At 61.7% G+C, this 17,248-nt stretch carries 16 protein-coding genes and 3 tRNA genes; 6 read left to right on the forward strand and 13 right to left on the reverse strand.

Annotated elements, in window-relative coordinates; genetic code table 11:
• Positions 1–9 precede the first annotated feature (9 nt).
• On the forward strand, positions 10–819 hold the full coding sequence (locus tag H3H39_RS18095; protein ID WP_182155123.1) for a hypothetical protein: 810 nt from the start codon (positions 10–12) through the stop codon (positions 817–819).
• Positions 820–917: 98 nt separating this feature from the next.
• Here H3H39_RS18095 and H3H39_RS18100 read toward each other — a convergent pair whose 3' ends face one another.
• The 3 genes from H3H39_RS18100 to H3H39_RS18110 form a co-directional block, all read right to left on the reverse strand.
• Positions 918–1,601, reverse strand: a complete 684-nt coding sequence (locus H3H39_RS18100; RefSeq protein ID WP_182155124.1) for a DUF3334 family protein — start codon at positions 1,599–1,601, stop codon at positions 918–920.
• Positions 1,602–1,852: 251 nt separating this feature from the next.
• Entirely contained in the window at positions 1,853–2,263 is a 411-nt protein-coding gene (locus H3H39_RS18105) for a type II toxin-antitoxin system VapC family toxin (RefSeq protein ID WP_182155126.1), read from the reverse strand.
• 8 nt (positions 2,264–2,271) lie between these two features.
• A complete protein-coding gene (locus H3H39_RS18110; protein ID WP_182155127.1) occupies positions 2,272–2,484 on the reverse strand; it encodes a FitA-like ribbon-helix-helix domain-containing protein in 213 nt (70 codons plus the stop codon).
• Positions 2,485–2,719: 235 nt separating this feature from the next.
• Between H3H39_RS18110 and H3H39_RS18115 the strand changes: the two genes are divergently transcribed.
• Positions 2,720–3,538: a delta-class carbonic anhydrase gene (locus tag H3H39_RS18115; RefSeq protein WP_182155128.1), complete on the forward strand. Its 819-nt coding sequence runs from the start codon at positions 2,720–2,722 to the stop codon at positions 3,536–3,538.
• Positions 3,539–3,756: 218 nt separating this feature from the next.
• On the forward strand, positions 3,757–4,518 hold the full coding sequence (locus H3H39_RS18120) for a substrate-binding periplasmic protein (RefSeq protein ID WP_182155129.1): 762 nt from the start codon (positions 3,757–3,759) through the stop codon (positions 4,516–4,518).
• A gap of 146 nt (positions 4,519–4,664) precedes the next feature.
• On the opposite strand, the gene H3H39_RS18125 is transcribed toward H3H39_RS18120, so the two are convergent.
• The 4 genes from H3H39_RS18125 to H3H39_RS18140 all read right to left on the reverse strand — a co-directional run bounded on the left by H3H39_RS18125 (position 4,665) and on the right by H3H39_RS18140 (position 10,263).
• Positions 4,665–4,740: transfer RNA gene (locus H3H39_RS18125), tRNA-Asn, on the reverse strand.
• Between the two features lie 90 nt (positions 4,741–4,830).
• The gene (locus H3H39_RS18130) at positions 4,831–7,017 is read right to left on the reverse strand and encodes a TonB-dependent receptor (protein ID WP_182155130.1); all 2,187 of its coding nucleotides are present in this window, start codon (positions 7,015–7,017) and stop codon (positions 4,831–4,833) included.
• 386 nt (positions 7,018–7,403) lie between these two features.
• Positions 7,404–8,171, reverse strand: coding sequence for a substrate-binding periplasmic protein (locus tag H3H39_RS18135; RefSeq protein ID WP_182155131.1), 768 nt, complete (start codon positions 8,169–8,171; stop codon positions 7,404–7,406).
• 112 nt (positions 8,172–8,283) lie between these two features.
• On the reverse strand, positions 8,284–10,263 hold the full coding sequence (locus tag H3H39_RS18140) for a DUF6351 family protein (RefSeq protein ID WP_182155132.1): 1,980 nt from the start codon (positions 10,261–10,263) through the stop codon (positions 8,284–8,286).
• A 267-nt stretch (positions 10,264–10,530) separates the two neighbouring features.
• Here H3H39_RS18140 and H3H39_RS18145 point away from each other — a divergent pair, with 267 nt between their 5' ends.
• Positions 10,531–11,400 carry a substrate-binding periplasmic protein gene (locus H3H39_RS18145; protein ID WP_182155133.1) on the forward strand — a complete coding sequence of 290 codons (870 nt, stop codon included), beginning with the start codon at positions 10,531–10,533 and terminating at the stop codon, positions 11,398–11,400.
• 78 nt (positions 11,401–11,478) lie between these two features.
• A complete protein-coding gene (locus H3H39_RS18150) occupies positions 11,479–12,342 on the forward strand; it encodes a substrate-binding periplasmic protein (RefSeq protein WP_182155134.1) in 864 nt (287 codons plus the stop codon).
• Positions 12,343–12,432: 90 nt separating this feature from the next.
• Here H3H39_RS18150 and H3H39_RS18155 read toward each other — a convergent pair whose 3' ends face one another.
• The 3 genes from H3H39_RS18155 to H3H39_RS27985 all read right to left on the reverse strand — a co-directional run bounded on the left by H3H39_RS18155 (position 12,433) and on the right by H3H39_RS27985 (position 13,909).
• The gene (locus H3H39_RS18155; RefSeq protein ID WP_182155135.1) at positions 12,433–13,008 is read right to left on the reverse strand and encodes a PEP-CTERM sorting domain-containing protein; all 576 of its coding nucleotides are present in this window, start codon (positions 13,006–13,008) and stop codon (positions 12,433–12,435) included.
• A gap of 343 nt (positions 13,009–13,351) precedes the next feature.
• A tRNA-Asn gene (locus H3H39_RS18160) sits at positions 13,352–13,427 on the reverse strand.
• Between the two features lie 227 nt (positions 13,428–13,654).
• Positions 13,655–13,909 (reverse strand): hypothetical protein, encoded by a 255-nt coding sequence (locus tag H3H39_RS27985; protein WP_229218123.1) that lies wholly within the window; start codon positions 13,907–13,909, stop codon positions 13,655–13,657.
• Positions 13,910–13,916: 7 nt separating this feature from the next.
• Between H3H39_RS27985 and H3H39_RS18165 the strand changes: the two genes are divergently transcribed.
• Positions 13,917–14,489 carry a hypothetical protein gene (locus tag H3H39_RS18165; protein WP_229218124.1) on the forward strand — a complete coding sequence of 191 codons (573 nt, stop codon included), beginning with the start codon at positions 13,917–13,919 and terminating at the stop codon, positions 14,487–14,489.
• A 45-nt stretch (positions 14,490–14,534) separates the two neighbouring features.
• Here H3H39_RS18165 and H3H39_RS18170 read toward each other — a convergent pair whose 3' ends face one another.
• From H3H39_RS18170 to H3H39_RS18180, 3 genes are all read right to left on the reverse strand, one after another.
• Entirely contained in the window at positions 14,535–15,701 is a 1,167-nt protein-coding gene (locus H3H39_RS18170; RefSeq protein WP_220461605.1) for a DUF6447 family protein, read from the reverse strand.
• Positions 15,702–15,818: 117 nt separating this feature from the next.
• A tRNA-Asn gene (locus H3H39_RS18175) sits at positions 15,819–15,894 on the reverse strand.
• A gap of 121 nt (positions 15,895–16,015) precedes the next feature.
• Positions 16,016–17,224 carry an amino acid aminotransferase gene (locus H3H39_RS18180; RefSeq protein ID WP_182155137.1) on the reverse strand — a complete coding sequence of 403 codons (1,209 nt, stop codon included), beginning with the start codon at positions 17,222–17,224 and terminating at the stop codon, positions 16,016–16,018.
• Positions 17,225–17,248: the final 24 nt, after the last annotated feature.

A 17,248-nucleotide genomic window follows, 5' to 3' on the forward strand; every position in this document is an offset into this window, starting at 1 on the left:
GGTGGTATTTTGGAGAGACTGAACAAACCGACGCTGCAGGCGGCCAGGCGCCCGGCACGCGAAGGCAGGCGCCGCATTCTGGCCAGCCTGGAACATGGCGCGCTCACGCTGGAACAGCAAGGTGTGCCACGCTGGAAACTCAATGGCTGGACCACGGGCTTGTGCGCGCTGTTGCTGGTGATGACGGCGCTGGCGTGGGCCATCCACCAATCCGCACTCACGACACCGCCCGCACCCGATGGCGCACCGGTCCCGGCCGGGCCGGCGACGGCCGGGCCGGTGCTGGCCCATGTCATGACGCCCGCCGCCACGAGCTCCGCCGCCAACCAGGCGGCGGCCATCATCAACGACACGGCCGCGCCAGTCCAGGTGGAAAGCGTGCGTCGCGCCGATCAACCGCGTGTGGCCGTCGGGCAATTACCGGTCAACATGGATACTGCCGTCAGGTCCGCACTCGTGCCGAGCAAGGTCGTACTCAGGGCCGTGCCCAAGACCGCACCCAAGGCCATGCGCGAGGCGGTGGCGGCCGCACACGCTGCCCCGCCGCACAACGCGAAACTGAACCCCATCGTCCCCGCCGCACCACTGGCGGACACCGACGTCACCCTGCTGGCGGCCCTGGTGGCCCACGCCAGCCAACCCGCCACCGTCCTCGCCCAGCCCAGCCGCGATGTCGTGGAGCGCGGCGACAACGACAACACGGCCGAACTGCTGCGCCGCTGCAAGCAACTGGGGCTGATCGAAGGCATGATGTGCCGTTCGCGCATCTGCTCGGGCCGCTGGGAAAATGAAGCAGCCTGCCGCACGCCCAGCCGCTGAGCCGATTGCGTATGGCTACAGCATGGCTGCATGCATGCCTGAAACGAACGAGGCCCGCGATCGCTCGCGGGCCTCGTCAGTCACAACTTGCCGCCGGCTTACATGCCCAGCGACCTCAGCAGCTCATCATTGTCCTCGGCTTCCACCACCGCGGGGGCCGCTTCGGCCGCCTGATTCTCTTGCTCGAACGCCAGCAGCGCGTCGGGGTCGGGGATCTCGTTGGCGTCGAATTCGTACAGGCGCACGAATTCGGTACGGTCGATGGCCAGTTCCAGGTAGAACACGTTGCTCTTTTCCGTGTAGAACGATACCCGGCGCATTTCCGGACGGTCCAGCGGCGTATCGACGCTCAGCATGACCTGCTTGGTCAGTACCAGCATCTTGGGCTGGTTCTGGGTGATATTGGTCTGCAATTCACGCCGTACCTTGCCCGTGAAATCGCCCACGATCTGGTTCATCAGTTCGCCCAGGATGTTGGACACCTCGTCGGACGTGTGCGAGCTGGCCAGTTCCGACTTGGGCATACCCATGTGTAACATGTAGCGCGAATAGATCTCCATCGCCGTTTCAGCCGCGAAGTTCAGCACCACCAGGCCCGTGAAGCCGCCGTCGAACAGCACGAAGCAACCGATGTCAGGCTTCAGGCCCACCTTGGTGATCCGTTGCACCATGGCCGAATAGTGCACCTTGGTTTGGGTGGCGATGCCCAACACGCGCGTGACCGAATTGCACAGGCTGGTCAGCAAGTCTTCCGTACCGTAAACAATTTTTGTTTCTTCCATGGCCTAGGCCCCTTCCTTTGTTATTTGAGCATTATGCTCTATCCGAGCGCCAGGCGAAACAATGTCACGTCAGTCAGCAGGCACGCGATGTGCGCGCGCCGTTCCGTATCGTCCATGGTCCGGCCACCATGCTGGCCCGGCAGGCGCCCTCGCCCGCACGAATACCAAGAGAATACTGAAGTGCAACTTTTTCGTCCACCGGGATTTGACGCTTTGGAGGTAATTGTCAGCAAATGCGCGGATCACGCGCATCAAATGAAGGGATTTAACAACTTTACGCCAGTGCCGGCGTAGTCCTGGGTGTGGCGAGTGACGACGGCAAGGTCATAAATCAAGGCGATCGCGGCTATCTGTTTATCGATCGGATGCTGTGCGCTGGGCGCCATCAAGCGCCCCCATACTTGCGCGCAGTCAATATCGAAATCCAGGAGATGGTCGCCATACTCCTCCAGAACGTGCGTCAGCCAGGCCGCCAGCCGATCAGCTTGCGGTCGGTCACCCCGGTGCCGGATGATCTCGACGCCACGGCGAATTTCACCGACGGTTTGCACGCACAGATACAGGTCGTTCGCCTGATTCGCCCGCAAGAAATCGATGACGCCGGGGTTCGCCTTGCGCCCCTTGCGCGCCTCGCTGATCACATTGGTGTCGACCAGGTACATGGAATCACCTAACCCTGGCGGGCGTCAAAGTCGGCGTCCTCTCCCACGTTGGGCATGTTGGCAAGCACCTCACCGAATGGCCGACGCGGCGGCCGTTGCAAGGCACTTCTCAGGATTTCGCGATGCTCAGCCTCGGCGCTCCGGCCATGGGCCGCAGCCCGTTGTTTCAGGGCCAGCGCGATATCTTCATCGATGTTTCGCACAATCAAGTTGGTTGCCATAACGAGCCCCACGCAGGTGCTATCATTGATTGCAATATACGCGTGCAAGGCGAAGCACGCAATGATCGGTCAGCACCGACGATCGGCCTGAAGCTCGCTAGCGTGTCTTAACAGTCCGTCTTGGTTTCGCTTGGCAAGTCGGGGAGTACCAGCGCAGTGAGAAACGGCGCCATGGCAACCCATGCCCAAAGGCGATAGAATCAAAGTCCCCTCTTCCCAACCTGGAGAATGCTGGATGAAAGCGCCCCTCGTATTGACTCTGTTGGCCCTCGCGCTGAGCGCCAGCGCCCAAGATGCCCACCACGAAGGCGTCGACGCGGTCGCAGCCCAGAACGCGACCCTGATCAAGAACACGGAAGGTAAAGGCTTCGGTCCGCAGTCGCCGCGCGACCTGAACGCCAAGGGCGGCAGCAATCCGCGCGTGTTCGCCGCCGCGCCGGCCGCATCAAAAATGAATCTTTGCAATATCCACTTGCACAAGGACGCCGAACACAAAGGCGGCGAATTCACGGCGCAGTCCGATGCGGGCTTCAAATACAGGGGCAAGTTGACGCCTGCCGAAGCCACCCCGCTCAGCACCGAGGTCTGCCCCGGCGAGCACGGCGGCCTGCAAGTGGGCGACACCATCGAACTCCACTACGTGCACAGTACGGCGCCAGTGACGCCCGGCCCGACGCTGAACGCTTGTCTCAGCGAAGTCGACAGCAATCCGCAACTGCGGGTCGAAGCCCAAGTCCTGGTGCTGGTCAACGACACCAAGGCGGCCGATTTTGCCGAGCTTGCCAAGATCGGCGAAATCAACGGCTACCAGCAGGCCGTGCACATCCCGCGCCATACTGGCAAGCCCATCCAATATGCGGGCTCGACCACTGGCCCGACTTACAATGAAAAAGGCTCGCCCCTGCAAGTCTCGTGGAGCGTGCGCCCGAAAGTGCTGAAAGTGAATGCCGAGTCCGTCGGTGCATGGTGCAAAGCCAATGTCTTCAAGGAAGACCACGCCCATGGCGTGCGCAACCTCATCACCGACGACAAGCTGCTCGCGCCGATGAAGTGATGTAATCCGACGCGCCAACGCAAACAGCCCCATCAGCCTGAGTGCGCTCAAGATCGCGCTCAGTGCTGATGGGGCTTTTCTGTATTCGCAGATAGCCGAGCCCTAGAAAGAAAAAACCCAACCGGGTCAGGGCTGGGTTCTTGGCATGCTACTGTATTCTGGCTCCCCGACCTGGTCGCGAGCTACAAATTAACCGATCCGTTCCTGAGGGAATCCGTATGCGCATCTTGCAACTGTTGCCAGCATGGCTGTTGTTATGTGCCAGCGTGAGCGCTGACGCGCAGCCGGGAAGCGCTCAAGTCTCCGAAGTACGCTTGCTTGCCGGCGCCGTGCCGTACTACTGCCAAGCCGAGCGGGACCGGCCCCCCTCCGGCCTGGCATGTGATGTGCTCGTCGAGATGGCCCATCGTGCGGGCCACAGTGGCAAGCTTGAAATGTATCCCTTACCGCGCGCCCTGGTCATTGCCGCCGCGACACCTGACGTGTTACTGGCCCCGGTGGCCCGCATTCCCGCGCGCGAGGCGACTTATGATTGGCAAATACCAATACTTGAAGATGAATTGGTTGCAGTCACTCGACAGGACTCCACGGCGGACATCTCGTCACCAGACAAATTGCAGCAGCTGTCCGTTGGCGTAGTGCGCTACAGCGCCTCGGCCATTACTGCCCGGGAACGCGGCTGGCAACACGTGGAAATGGTTGCCAGCGAAGTAATCAATGCCCGCAAGCTGCGTGCCGGGCATATAGACGTCTGGATCAGCGCCTGGAACGCGATCCGGGCAGCACAGCAGCAAGCTGGATTGCCCCTAGCCGACCTGCGACGCGGTGCCGTACTGGGTCGGGTGCAAATATACCTGGTCAGCTCGCGTAGCATGCCGGCCGCGCGATTGGCGCTGTGGAAGCGCGCCTTCGAGTCCATGCGGCGCGACGGTACGTATCAGCGCATTCTCAACAAGTACCGCTACGAAACACCGATGTAATCCTTAACAGCCCACCCCATCCCGGCAGCCCAACGGCCGCACCTTGGCCCACCGTGCGCACATAAACAGCCCTCTGGAATGCAAAAAGCCCATCAGCCTGAACGCGCTCAAGATCGCGCTCAGTGCAGATGGGCTTTTCTGTGTTCTGGCTCCCCGACCTGGACTCGAACCAGGGACCTGCGGATTAACAGTCCGTCGCTCTACCAACTGAGCTATCAGGGAAAAGAGGCCGCATTATATACGGCCATTTTCGGGCTGTCCAGAAGGCGGCAAAAAAATTTCACCGCCCTCCTTCAGCCCATCATCCAAGGCTTAGAAATTACCCTTGAACTGCACGCCGAACTGGCGTGGCTCGTTGACCATGCCGGTCAGGTTGTTGAAGTCGACCGCGCCGATGATGCGCTGGGTGTTGGTGATGTTGCGGCCGAACGCTGCCACTTCATACTTGCCGCCATCCCAGTTGTAACCCACGCGCAGGCCGCCTTCCAGCAGTTCCTTGCCGGTGAATTCCTTGGCTTCATACAGGAAGAAGTTGACCGTGCTGCGATACGACCAATCCGTCAGCACGAACAGGTTGCCGTTCTCCAGCGCCCAGTTGTACTTGGCGGTGGCGTTGAAGCTCCACTTCGGTACGCGCGGCAGGGGATTGCCGTCGATCACCACGCGGCCAGCCGCGTTGACCGGATTGGTCACCGTGCTCCATGGGTTCTTGTCCATCGACAGGCTAGGATCGCGGATTTCCGTGAAGTTGTAGCTGCCGCCGGCCGTGACCTTGAAGTCGCTGGTGACAAAGGCTTCGAGCTCGGCTTCCACGCCACGGCCCTTGGTCTTGGCCGCGTTGATCAACTTGGTGACGTTGGAGGTGCCGCCGACCACGGTCAGCTGCTGGTTCTTCACGTCGTAGTCAAACACGCTGACGCTGGCGCGGGCGCGGCGGTTGAACAGGTCGGCCTTGATGCCGGCCTCGTACGAGACGATGGTTTCCGCGTCGGCCACGGTGATCGGCACCGTGCTGTTGGCGGCGGCGATGCTCGGTGCGCGGAAGCCGGTGGCCACGCGTGCATAGGCGCTCACGTCCTTGTCGATCTTGTAGGTGGCGCTGGCGTCCCAGTTGACCTTGCTCTTGCTTTCGCTGACGGCGTTCGGGCCGGTCTGCACCACATTGACCGCTTCGACCGTGTTGAAGTCTTTCTTGTCGTTGGTGTAGCGCAGGCCACCACGCAGCATGAGCGCATCGCTGACGGCATAGTTGACCGAACCAAACGCGGCCCAGGCCTTGTTGCGCTGATGGCTGGCCAGGTGCGAGGTCTGGGCGCCGGTGGTGCTGTTGAAGTTGTTGCTGTAGCCGTTGCCGTCTTCCGAGAAGTAGTACAGGCCCGACTGCCAGTTCAGGGGACCGGCGTTCTTCGATTCGACCCGGAATTCCTGGGTGTATTGCTTGAGGTCGGTCAGGCCGCCACCGGTCTCCACCTGGAATGGCACTTGGCCGGGCGCGCCGCCGTCGATGTCGCCACGGCTGAAGTAATTGTCCACGGCTTCGTAGCCGGTGATGGAGAACAGCTTGACCGCGCCCAAGTCCCACGTCAGGCGCGCGTTGGCGCCATTGGTGCTCAGGTTCTGCATGTTCTGGCCGTTGGTGTTGATCTTGGTGAAGTCGTAACCGTCGGTGAAGTCGTTGGTGCCCTTCTTGATCAGGTTGGCGCGGAACAGGCGTGCGCTGCCGTCAGTGGTGCGCGAGTGCACGTTGAACAGGGCGTTGAAGGCGGTGCCTGGCTGGTACAGGAACTGCACGCGCTCGGCGTGTTCGTTGTAGCCTTCCATCACGTTGTTCTGGCCGGTGAAGGTATTGTCGACGAAGTTGTCGCGGTGCTGGCGCAGGGTCGACACGCGCATCGCCCATTCCTTCGACAGCGGAATGTTGGCGGCCCCTTCCACGGTGGCCGTGTTGCGGGTGGCCAGCGACAGGTTGTAATAGCCTTCGATACCGTTGGTGTTGGGCTTGGCGGATTCGAACTTGACCACGCCGGCCGGGGTGTTGCGGCCGAACAGGATGCCTTGCGGGCCGCGCAGCACTTCCACGTTGGCCAGGTCGAAGATCGGGTAACCTTTCAGGATGCCGTTTTCCTGCACCACATCGTCATACACCAGCGATACCGGTTGCGAGGCGAAGGCGCTGAAGTCGGTGTTGCCGTAGCCGCGGATGTAAAAACGGGGCAAGGTGCGGCCGTTGGTCGATTCCACGCTCAGGCTGGGCACTTTGCCGGACAACAGGCGGATGTCCTGGCCGCCGGAAACGAGCACATCCAGCTTCTCATCCTTCAGGGTCGACACGGACACCGGCACATCCTTGATGTTCTCGGTGCGGCGCTGGGCCGTCACGGTAATCGTTTCCAGTTGGGGCGCGGCGGCGGCCGGTGCGGTTTGCGCCACGGCGGCGCCCATAGGCATGACGGCACTCAGCGCCAGCAGGCGCTTGTGCATCTTGGACAATTTGATCATTCAATTTCCCGATTAAGTAATGTATGCAAAGAGGGGTAAACAGTTGTCTCCTGTTCTCTCTTTTGTCGACACCGTGCCCGGAGGGACGGCGCAAGCGGGCGATGCCGCTTTCGGTGAGTCTGGAACAGCCTGCCACTTCGTCTCATGAACGGTGGCGGGTCTGTTCCGCATATCTATGATGTCTAAAATGCACCGACTTGCAAGAAGGCAGTATTGTCTTGCATTGATACCATGTATTGCAAGAGCAATATACCGAGTGACCCTGCAATTGGTAGAAATTGCCGTCCGGGGCCGCCCAGACAAAACAATCAGCGGACCAAACGGCGGCAGGCCGGGGCCCGTTGGGCATCCCGGCATGGCGAGCTAAGCAATTGATTAATATGGAGTTATTTGCAAGTGTCGAGCGGCAGGCCGTACTTGCGCAGGATGCGGGCGCAGCTGCCGTCGTGGCGCATGGCGTTCATGGCCGCCTGCCACTGGGCGATGTCGGCGGCGGAAAAATCGAGCGAGCCGGCCAGCCAGATTTCGCCGGACCGGAAAGGCGCGCTGTAGTCGAAATCCGATACCGAGGCGCCAGCCAGGTTGGCCGCGCTGCGGTGGATCACTTCGCCGCCGTAAGTGGCGTCGGCCAGCCCGGTCTGCACCATGCGCATGCATTCGCGCACGGTGGCGCATTCGAACACGGCCGTGAAGTGTTCGGCCGCCAGCACTTCCTTGTGGGGCGAGCCGCGCAGGATGGCGATGCGGCGCGACTTCAACGATTCGACGTTGCGCAAGTCCAGCGTGCCATGGCGGGATACGAACACGAAATCCTGGCGGTACAAGCGGGTGAGCCAACTGTAGCGCGGCTCGCGCTCGGGCGTGCGGGTGAGCGGCACCACCACCACCCGCGACATGCCTTCCGTCATCTTCAATGCCCGTTGCCAGGGATAGAATTCAACCGGCGCTGACAGGCCCAGGCGCTGCGCCAGTTCCTGGGTGATTTCCACCAGTGAGCCGGGGCCGCGCTCACCGCCTTCCATGGCGAATGGCGGCAACTCGCCCACCACCAGCCGCACCGGCGCCTGGCTGGCGGCGCCGCCCGCCAACGGCAGGCTCAGCAAAAGAACGCCCAGCGCCTTACGCCAGGCCGTGTCCCACCACCGCTTCAACATTCCCCACTCTCCCCTTCGCACAGGCCGCTTTGCAAATATACCGCAATAACTATCCGCCAAGCCATGCTTATATCAGCATTGCAACATTATCCAGCGGCGGAGCGGGTACGCGCTACCACGACGCAGGCCGGCCCACGTCGCCCCGCGTGTAGTCGCACACGCCTTGGGGAAAGATGCGGGCCAGCCAGTCCAGCTGGCTGGCGGAGAAATGCACGCCGGGCGGATACGTGCCGTCGGCCAGGGCGCTGGCCACAGGCTTGAGCGCGCACTTGAAGGTGTCGCCCCGGATGGAAGCGCCCGCCACCATGCGCGCACTGGAGAAAAGAGGAAACGCCTGGGTGCAGGCGCCCGCCGGCCGCTGGTCGAGCACGCCATCCCACACGGCGGGGCCGGCGGCGATGGTGGCGCCCCGCTCGTCCAGGCAACGGTCGGTGAACATCGGCGGCGCCTGATGCTGCGCCAGATAGCGGTCGAGCACGCCAACGGCTTCCAGCGCCACCGGCACCAGGTCCGCCTCCGGCCGCACGAACCAGATCACTTGCTGCGCGGCCTGCGCCGGATTGTTGGCCTGCAGGCGCGCGCGCACGGCGAACGACTGGCGCGCGTTGTGCATGTCCAATGTCGCTTCCAGGTAGGGGCGCAGATCGATCATGGGGATGCCCAGCCTTTGCCCGGTGAACACCTGGCCCGCCGTGTAGGCTTGCCGTATGGCGCCCAGGTCGCCCGCACGGCGCGGCGCGGGTGTGCCATCGGGAAAGCGGCAGCGCTCGCCGCGCAGCATGTTGGCGCTGTCGAAGGGATCGGCCGCCCCCTTCCACGGCACAAAGTCGGGCTGCTCCTTCCACGTGCCCACGCAGGCGTTGAGGCGCAGGAATTCGTCCACGTCGAGCTGGCCCGCCGCCAGCGCGGCCAGGCCATATTGCACGCCCACATTGTCGATGGGGATGGGCGCGTAGCCATGCTGGTCCTCACCGTAGATGTCGGCCAGGTCGTTCCAGTGAGTCCACTTCACCTTGTCGAGCGCCCCATCCGGATAGCCGTAGGCGTGCGCGCCCAGGTCGAAACGGTGATCGCGGTACAGCGGGTTGAGCACGGTGGGCATGGCCATGCGCCAGCCGTTGATGCACTCGGTCGTGCCCGGCTGGCCGGACTGGGCGTTGCGCACCGTGTCGCTCGCGTTCATGCCTTCCACCAGGGTCTGACTGCTCCAGCGCGCCCATGGGGAAGCCGGGTCCTTCGCCACGGCGTCCTTGAAATACTGGCCCAGCAGCGGGCAGTCCGAGATGGGGATGGTCTGGGTGATCATGTCGGGAAACGACTGGATCGGCACACCGGCATCGAACAGGCCCGGCAGGTTCTGCGCGAACAGGTATTGCTGCACGGCGCCGCCCGAGCCGCCCATGGCGATGGTGTACAGCGGCTGGCCGTAGCTGGCGATGAAGTGCTGCTTGAGCTTGGCCGCCGTGTCGCCAGCCAGCCGCATGTTGTAATGCACGCCAGTCTCGTTGCCGGATGAACTGAGCACAGCGTATCCCTGCTCCAGTATCGGCGGCAGCAACTGCCGCTCCGACCGGCTCAGCGCGCCGTTGATCCACATGGGCAAGCCCTGCTGGTGGCCTATACCCACCCCGCCCCGCAGCCAGTAAAACAGCTTGTGGTTCCAGGCCGGCGCGCCCGGTTCGGGCGATGGCGCCAACATGGCGATGGTGTAGAAGAAGCGGTTGATGGTGCCCACCTCGACCCGCACCACGAAGGGCACACTGGCGTCGCCGTAACGGGCGCGGCGCATGTCGGCCGGCGGATGCGCGTAATCGGTGGCGGGCTTGAACGGTTTGAACTCGCTGCCGGTGTAGTAGAAGTAGGCGATGCGCGGCGTGATGGCGCATTGCCTGCTGTAGCCGAACGGCTGGTGACTGGCGCTGTCCAGCACCGGATGGGCCGTGGCATCGAAACTATCGACGACGGGCTGGCCCAATCCCGCCTCCTGGGCCCGGCAGATGAAGGGGAATTGCTGGGCCGGCGCGGCTGCCGGCGCGGCCTGGCACGAGGCCGCCAGGAGGAAAGACGCGATCCACCAATTCCAGCGTTGCATGGCACACTCCGTGGCGGCTAGCACTGCGATCATGGGACACGCGGCGCCCCCCCATTCCTGGAATAACTCGCGCCGGGCTCGCCACCAGTATAGCGCGAAGTATTGCCTGACCGGCAAGGACCGCACTCAGCCAGGGGCGCCCCACGCCGTCGCGGCAGACGTAGCACGACAGCAACAGAGTAGTGTCAATGTCAAGATGCGCGTTGAGCGTGGCGCGCGTTGGGCGTATGTTTGAGTGTCGCCAGATCCGAACGGGAAGGCATAGGCATGCGATATATTCTGGCGTTGCTGTTCACACTGGCGTGCTCATCGATCCGGGCCGAGGACTTGTACGTCCCCAGGTTCAACGAACGGGAACCGTGGACCCCGTATATTGTCGAACTGTTGACTGGCGCCCTCGCCCGCGCGCCCGGCGCCACGCCTGATCAATGGCATTGGGTGGAAACCCGGATGACCCAGGACCGCGCCATGGCCCTGCTGCGCACCGGCAAGGAACTCGATGTGTACTGGAGCATGACGTCGGCGCCGCGTGAACAGGGCGTGCTCACGGTGCGCATTCCGTTGATGAAAGGCTTGCTGGGCAGCCGGCTGATGATCATCCGCAAGGACGCGATCGACAAGTTCAGCCAGATCAACACCCTTGATGATTTGAAGCAGCACATCGCGATAGGCCAAGGCCTCGATTGGCCAGACACGGCCATCATACACGCGGCCGGCTTGCACGTGGTCACCTCGTCGTCGTATGAAACGCTGTTCCAGATGTTGAGGGCCAAGCGTTTCGACGGCATCGCCCTGGGGGTGAACGAGATCGACGATGAACTGGCCAAGCAGCATGACCCCGACCTCGTCATCGAGCAGCACATCGCGCTGTCCTACCCCGCGCCGGTGTTCTTCTTCATTTCGCCGCGCAACCCGGCGCTGGCGGAGCGGATCGAAAAAGGATTGCAGCTGATGCTAAAGGATGGCAGCTTCAACGCCCTGTTCGACAAGCGCTGGCGCAAGGCGCAGCTGGTCAACCAGATGAAAAACCGGCGCGTGTTTCAATTGCCTAATCCCTTGCTGTCGCCGCAGACGGCGGACATGATCCGACAACATCCGGAATATTTCCTGTTCCCGCCAGAGCGGCAAGCGCGCTAGCGGCCAGGCAACTGGCGCCCGAGTCCTCCACCAACGGGACTATAATAAAAAATGTAACCGGACAGGGAAGGAGCGCCGATGTGGTTAACCGCCGTGGTGTTCGCGGCCGCCGCCGTCACCGGTGCCGCCGCTGAACCGGTGCCGGCCAGCGCCAGCCCTGTTTCCGTCAAGATCGGGCTGCAGAGTGCGATCGCGCCCTTCGTGCTGGCCGATCACGCGAGCGGCATGTTCGCCGACGTGCTGCGCGCCGCGTTCGCGTCGCAGCAGGTCAAGGTCGAATTCCTGTACTTGCCGAATGCGGGCTTCGAAGAGCTGTTTCGCCAGGGCGTGTTCGACGTCAGTACGGCGGCGACCGCCACGCGGCAGTCGCCGGACAGCTATCTGAGCCGGTGGCCGGTATCCTATTTCCACAACATGGCAATCACCTTGCGCGGCAAGATACCGGTGCTGTCCAGCGTAGATGACTTGAAAAAGTACCGTGTCACGGCATTCCGCAACGCGCGTGAGGTGCTGGGGCCGGCCTATGCGGCCGCCACCACCGACCAGACCCATTACCGGGAAGCGGTGACCATGCCGTCCGGCGCCCTCTTCCTCGGCCGCACCGACGTCATCATTTCGCAACCCGACGTGTTCCGCTACTACCTCAGGCAGCAATTACCCCAGCAGCATAATCCCGAGGCGGAGCTGGCCTTTCACGACGTACTGGGACACGGCCGCTTCTATTGGCTGCGGTTCCGCACGGAGGCGCAACGCACCACGTTCGAGCACGGCATCGCGCAGCTGTACGCCACCGGGGAGATGGACCGCATCCTGGAGCGTTACCAGCGCGACTATGGCGTCACACGAGACTTCTTCATCACACTCGATTGCCAGTTCCGGCCGGAACTGGCGCCGCAAAAGTGCAAGAAGCTCAGCGAGTGGTGGAGCGAGACGCACAACTGAATGGCGCTGCCTGTCCCGCCAGTGGAGATGCCTGTTCGTTTGCTGGCCGGATTGCCCCTGTCAGATTGACTCGCCCTGAATTCTAATCCCTTATTTCGCGACTCTACGGCGTGAAGCAACACCCAGTAAGACCAATCCAGCCAGCATCATTGCGTACGTTTCCGGCTCTGGCACCGCTAACGTATTCCGTACGTAAATGGTTTCCGAACCAGTGCCAAGAACACCGCTGAAATTGACGCCGTCAGTAACGTTCCCGCGCCAAAAATCATCAATATCAACGGTACTATGGCTCGTCCAGTACTCTGACGCGAATATATAGTTGTTATGATTATTGAAGGCCACCGTACTACTGTTCCGAGTCAGATGCCCTGGGTTCCCTGGCGCGATAAAGCTATCCCAAGTAGGTCGGTGTTGCCATTCAGCCGCAGTTGCTGCCCGCCACCCTTCCGCTGCGCGAGTCGAACTTGGGGCGATCAAGTTCGCGTGACCAGGGACATTGGCAACCGGCCCCGCATAAACCCAGTCCAACCCGCCTCCATTGAAGTTGACCAGTATGTCCGCAACAGGTATCGGCATTGAAGCCGGGTAAGGCGGGGTTGGATTACTTGCATTGGCGCTACCAAATCCAGCGCTAAAAAAGAGCACGGCCAGCACGAGCCTCTTCATGTATTTTCCTTTTTAACCAGTTATCCGGCGGCTTTTGCGACAAGCCGAATCCCGACGCATGAATCTATATGCGGCAGCGTAGTTAAAATAGCAAATTTACAATTACATTTAAAGCAATCGCACATTGCCTAAAGAGCCAAAATTATGGCTTCTCGGGGCCGTTCGTTCTCAAGGGCAATGTCAGCACCAAGTATGGAAAGGCACTGTGCCAGCGCAGCCCTTCTTTGCCTCCCCCCTCATCAGCAGCGGACTTCCGAAACCCGAGTCCCGGTATGGTCCCAAAACGAAAAAAGGGGCTACACGACTAAGCATGTAACCCCTTGATTCTGTACAACTAAAATTCTGGCTCCCCGACCTGGACTCGAACCAGGGACCTGCGGATTAACAGTCCGTCGCTCTACCAACTGAGCTATCAGGGAATTGAGGCCCGAATTATAGCGGGTCAAATAAAAAAATGCGAGACCTAGGAGAAATAATTTTTCAACGTGCCACGTCAGGCCCGACTACCGGCCTCCCGTCCTGCCTACGCCTGCGATTGCACGGTACGCCACCAGCCACGCCGTGGCCAGCACTCCGCCTGGAACAATGCGCATGCCAGACCATAGGGACGGCGACAATTGAATAGATTCCATCCTTTACTAAGCTGCTAATCTTCATCGGCATTTTCGCATTGCAACAATTCAAACCACCGAGCCATCAAACCACCGAGCCGGCTAACTGCAAAAGGAATCGACACGATGAAAAAAACAGCAATCAAACTCTCACCAATCGCGCTAGCCGCGATGCTCGCCGCAACCTTGTCCGCCTGCGGCGGTGGCGGCGGCTCGTCCAACTCGAGCACGAGCCCGACGACGGTCACCTCCAGCTTCCCCGTCCAGCAAGCACTGACATACGCGTTCACGCATGGCATGCAAGCCAATCTGTCCATCAGCGGTACCGCCACCAGCGGCTCGACCAGCGTTCCAGTGAGCGGCACGTTGAGTTATGCGCTGGGCATGGCCAGCAATACGACTTTCGAAGGCGCCGGCGCCCAGCAAGCCACGGAGAACCTCAGCGCCACCGTCTCGGTCAACGGCGCGTCGCAACCCATCTCCATCAGCAGCGCATTGATCGTCAATGCGCAATATGCCCCTATCGGCGCGCGCTCGTCGGACAGCTACTGCGTGGCCAGCGGTACGCCCGCTTATCCAGCCACGGCCACCGTCGGCCAGAGCGGCGATATCGTCACGATGAATTGCTATGCCGATAGCACCAAGCGCACCCTGGTCGACGTTGAGAAGTTGTCCTACGTGGCGGTGGCTGGCAGCGATGCCAACACCCTCAATTTCCAGATGGTGACGACGGACTACGGCCTGACCAGCACGCCGCAGAGCAGCAACACCATCACCTACGCCATCTCGGCCGCTGGCGTGCCCAAGCTGGTCCGCGTGCAAGCCACCCAGATTGAAAGCGGCGTCACCGTCGTTCTGGACGCCAAATAAGCCCAACCAGCGCCCCCGCTATTCCGTCGCGTGGCAAGTTTGGCTTTACTTGGGCGCCTCGGGCAACAACTTCGTCAGGGCGCTGATGTAGGCACTGCGCGCGGTCTGGATAAACGCCAGATCGCGCTGCAACTCCACCAGCCGCTGGTCGGCAGCGCGCACCATGCTCAACTGCTGGCGGGCCTCGTCGGACAGCGCGTTCAAATTGTATTGCTTACCGTCGATCTGGACTGTTTCAATATTGCTCATGGCGCTGCCGGCCTCCTGGTGGACCTTACGTGATGCGGACTGAGGCGCGGTCATTGCGCTCAGCCTGCGATTGATCTCGCGGACAGTCTGGATGGCCGCATCCATCCGTTGCGGCGACGCATGCCATCGCTTGCGGCGATGCTCGCGGCAGGCGCGCAACGCCATGGCACGCCCCTCCTCGGGCGCGGGCGCCTGCGGCCATGGGGTGTCGGCCAGCGCTACCCTGACCCGCGTGAAAATATCGTCCGGCATGGACCGGTCACATAGCACGGCCTCGCTGGGCACAAATTCCCCCGCTTGCGCCAGCGCCACCATGTACCCCGTACCTTCGCACACCATGATCTGGCCACTGGGCATCACATGGATGAGCGGACAATACGGGGCCAATTCCGGCAACACGTGATTGGGGTAGATGTGATGCTGCCAGTAGCGCGCGGCGATCCGGGCGAAGTGGCGAAAATCCGCGACGGGGATGAAACGGGCATCGGCAAAAGGCAGGATCTCCACCTTCGGCTTGGTGGGCGTCACGGTATCGTTCGACACGTCGAGATACAAAGTCCCCAGCTGAAAGGCGTTCTGGAAGAACTCGCCCCGCAAATCCCCCCAGACCTGACGACACACACCACCCGCCTTGCGAAACGCGGCGAAAGCGGCATACCCGGCGGCTGCGGCGCTACCGGGCGCCAAGTCATCCGGGCGCAAGGTCTGCAAGCACTGCTGCACCGCCAGGGAAATCTCCAGGCATTGGCCCAGCGGATACATCTTACCCAGCTTGACTGGCTGCTCGCGCTTGAGCGGGCCATCCACCTGTGCCCGCACAGCGAGGAAGAAGGCTTCCAGTTCCGGCAGGACGGGCAGCAAATAGCGTGCCGTCAGCATGGCCTGCCGGGCCTGGTCGTGCACGCGCGGCTCGTTTGGCAGCGGCACATGGCGAACGGTGGATAAACGACTGGCTGTGTTCAAGGCGCACTCGGAAATGGGTGGACATTATTACAACACCAGTCCCGATGGTACACGTTCCGCCCGCGCAATGCAAAAAGCCCAACCGGTGAAGGCTGGGCTTTCTGCTTTGCTGAATTCTGGCTCCCCGACCTGGACTCGAACCAGGGACCTGCGGATTAACAGTCCGTCGCTCTACCGACTGAGCTATCAGGGAATAGAGGCAACATTTTATACTGTTTCGTTCACGCCATCAAGCTTTATGATAGTGCAACTTCTTACTGTACTCCATGCTGCCTTCCGGACCAATCTGTCGATCAGTCCGAAGAAGCAAGATCTTAAAGCACTTTGGCGATCGCGTCAATAACGATATCGATATTGCGCGAATTCAGGGCCGCCACGCAGATGCGGCCCGTGTCCACGGCGTAGATCGACTGTGCACGCAGCTTCTCCACTTGTTCCTTGGTCAGGCCCGAGTACGAGAACATGCCGACCTGGTCGCGCACGAAAGCGAAGTCGTGGCTTGGCGCCTTTTCTTTCAGCTTGGTGACAAAGGCTTCGCGCATTTCCTTGATGCGCACGCGCATGCCGGCCAGCTCCTCTTCCCACAGCTGGCGCAGGGCTGGCGTGGTCAGCACGGTGGCCACCACCTTGCCGCCGTGCACAGGCGGGTTGGAGTAGTTAGTGCGCACCACGCGCTTCAGTTGCGACAGCAGACGGGTCGCCTCTTCCGCGCTGGCGGCCATCACACTCAGGGCGCCCACGCGCTCGCCGTACAGCGAGAACGACTTGGAGAACGAGTTCGAGATCAGCAGCGGGCCGCCGGCGGCAGCGAAGCGACGCACCACGGCGCCGTCTTCAGCGATACCGGAGCCGAAGCCCTGGTAAGCCATGTCCAGGAACGGCACCAGGCCGCCAGCCGTCACGGCGGCGATCACTTCATCCCACTGGGCCGACGACAGGTCGGCGCCGGTCGGGTTGTGGCAGCAGGCGTGCAGCAGCACGATGGAGCCGCGTGGCATGGCCTTGATGTCGGCCAGCATGCCGGTGAAGTTCACGCCATGGGTGGCGGCATCGTAGTAGCTGTAGTTGTTGACGACGAAACCGGCGCTCTCGAACAGGGCGCGGTGGTTTTCCCAGCTAGGGTCGCTGATGTAGACCTGGGCGCCTGGTGCGAAGCGCTGCAGGAAGTCGGCGCCGATTTTCAGCGCGCCCGTGCCGCCGATGGCTTGCACGGTAACGGCGCGCTTCTCTTGAATCACGGCGCTGTCGGCGCCAAATACCAGTTGCTGGACGGCCTGGTCGTAGGTGGCCAGACCTTCGATCGGCAGGTAGGTGCGCGGGGTCGGCTGTTCGATCAGCATGGCTTCCGCCTTCTGCACGCACGACAGCAGCGGCACTTTGCCGTTGTCGTCATAATAGACGCCGACACCGAGGTTGATTTTCGCGGGATTCTGGTCCGCATTGAACGCTTCGGTGATGCCCAGGATAGGGTCGCGTGGGGCCATGTCGATGGCGCTGAAGAGGCTGGCAGAAGGAGTCGTCATGATAAGATTGATGTCGTTTGGAAG

Source organism: Rugamonas apoptosis (genome assembly GCF_014042355.1).
Lineage (GTDB): Bacteria > Pseudomonadota > Gammaproteobacteria > Burkholderiales > Burkholderiaceae_D > Rugamonas > Rugamonas apoptosis.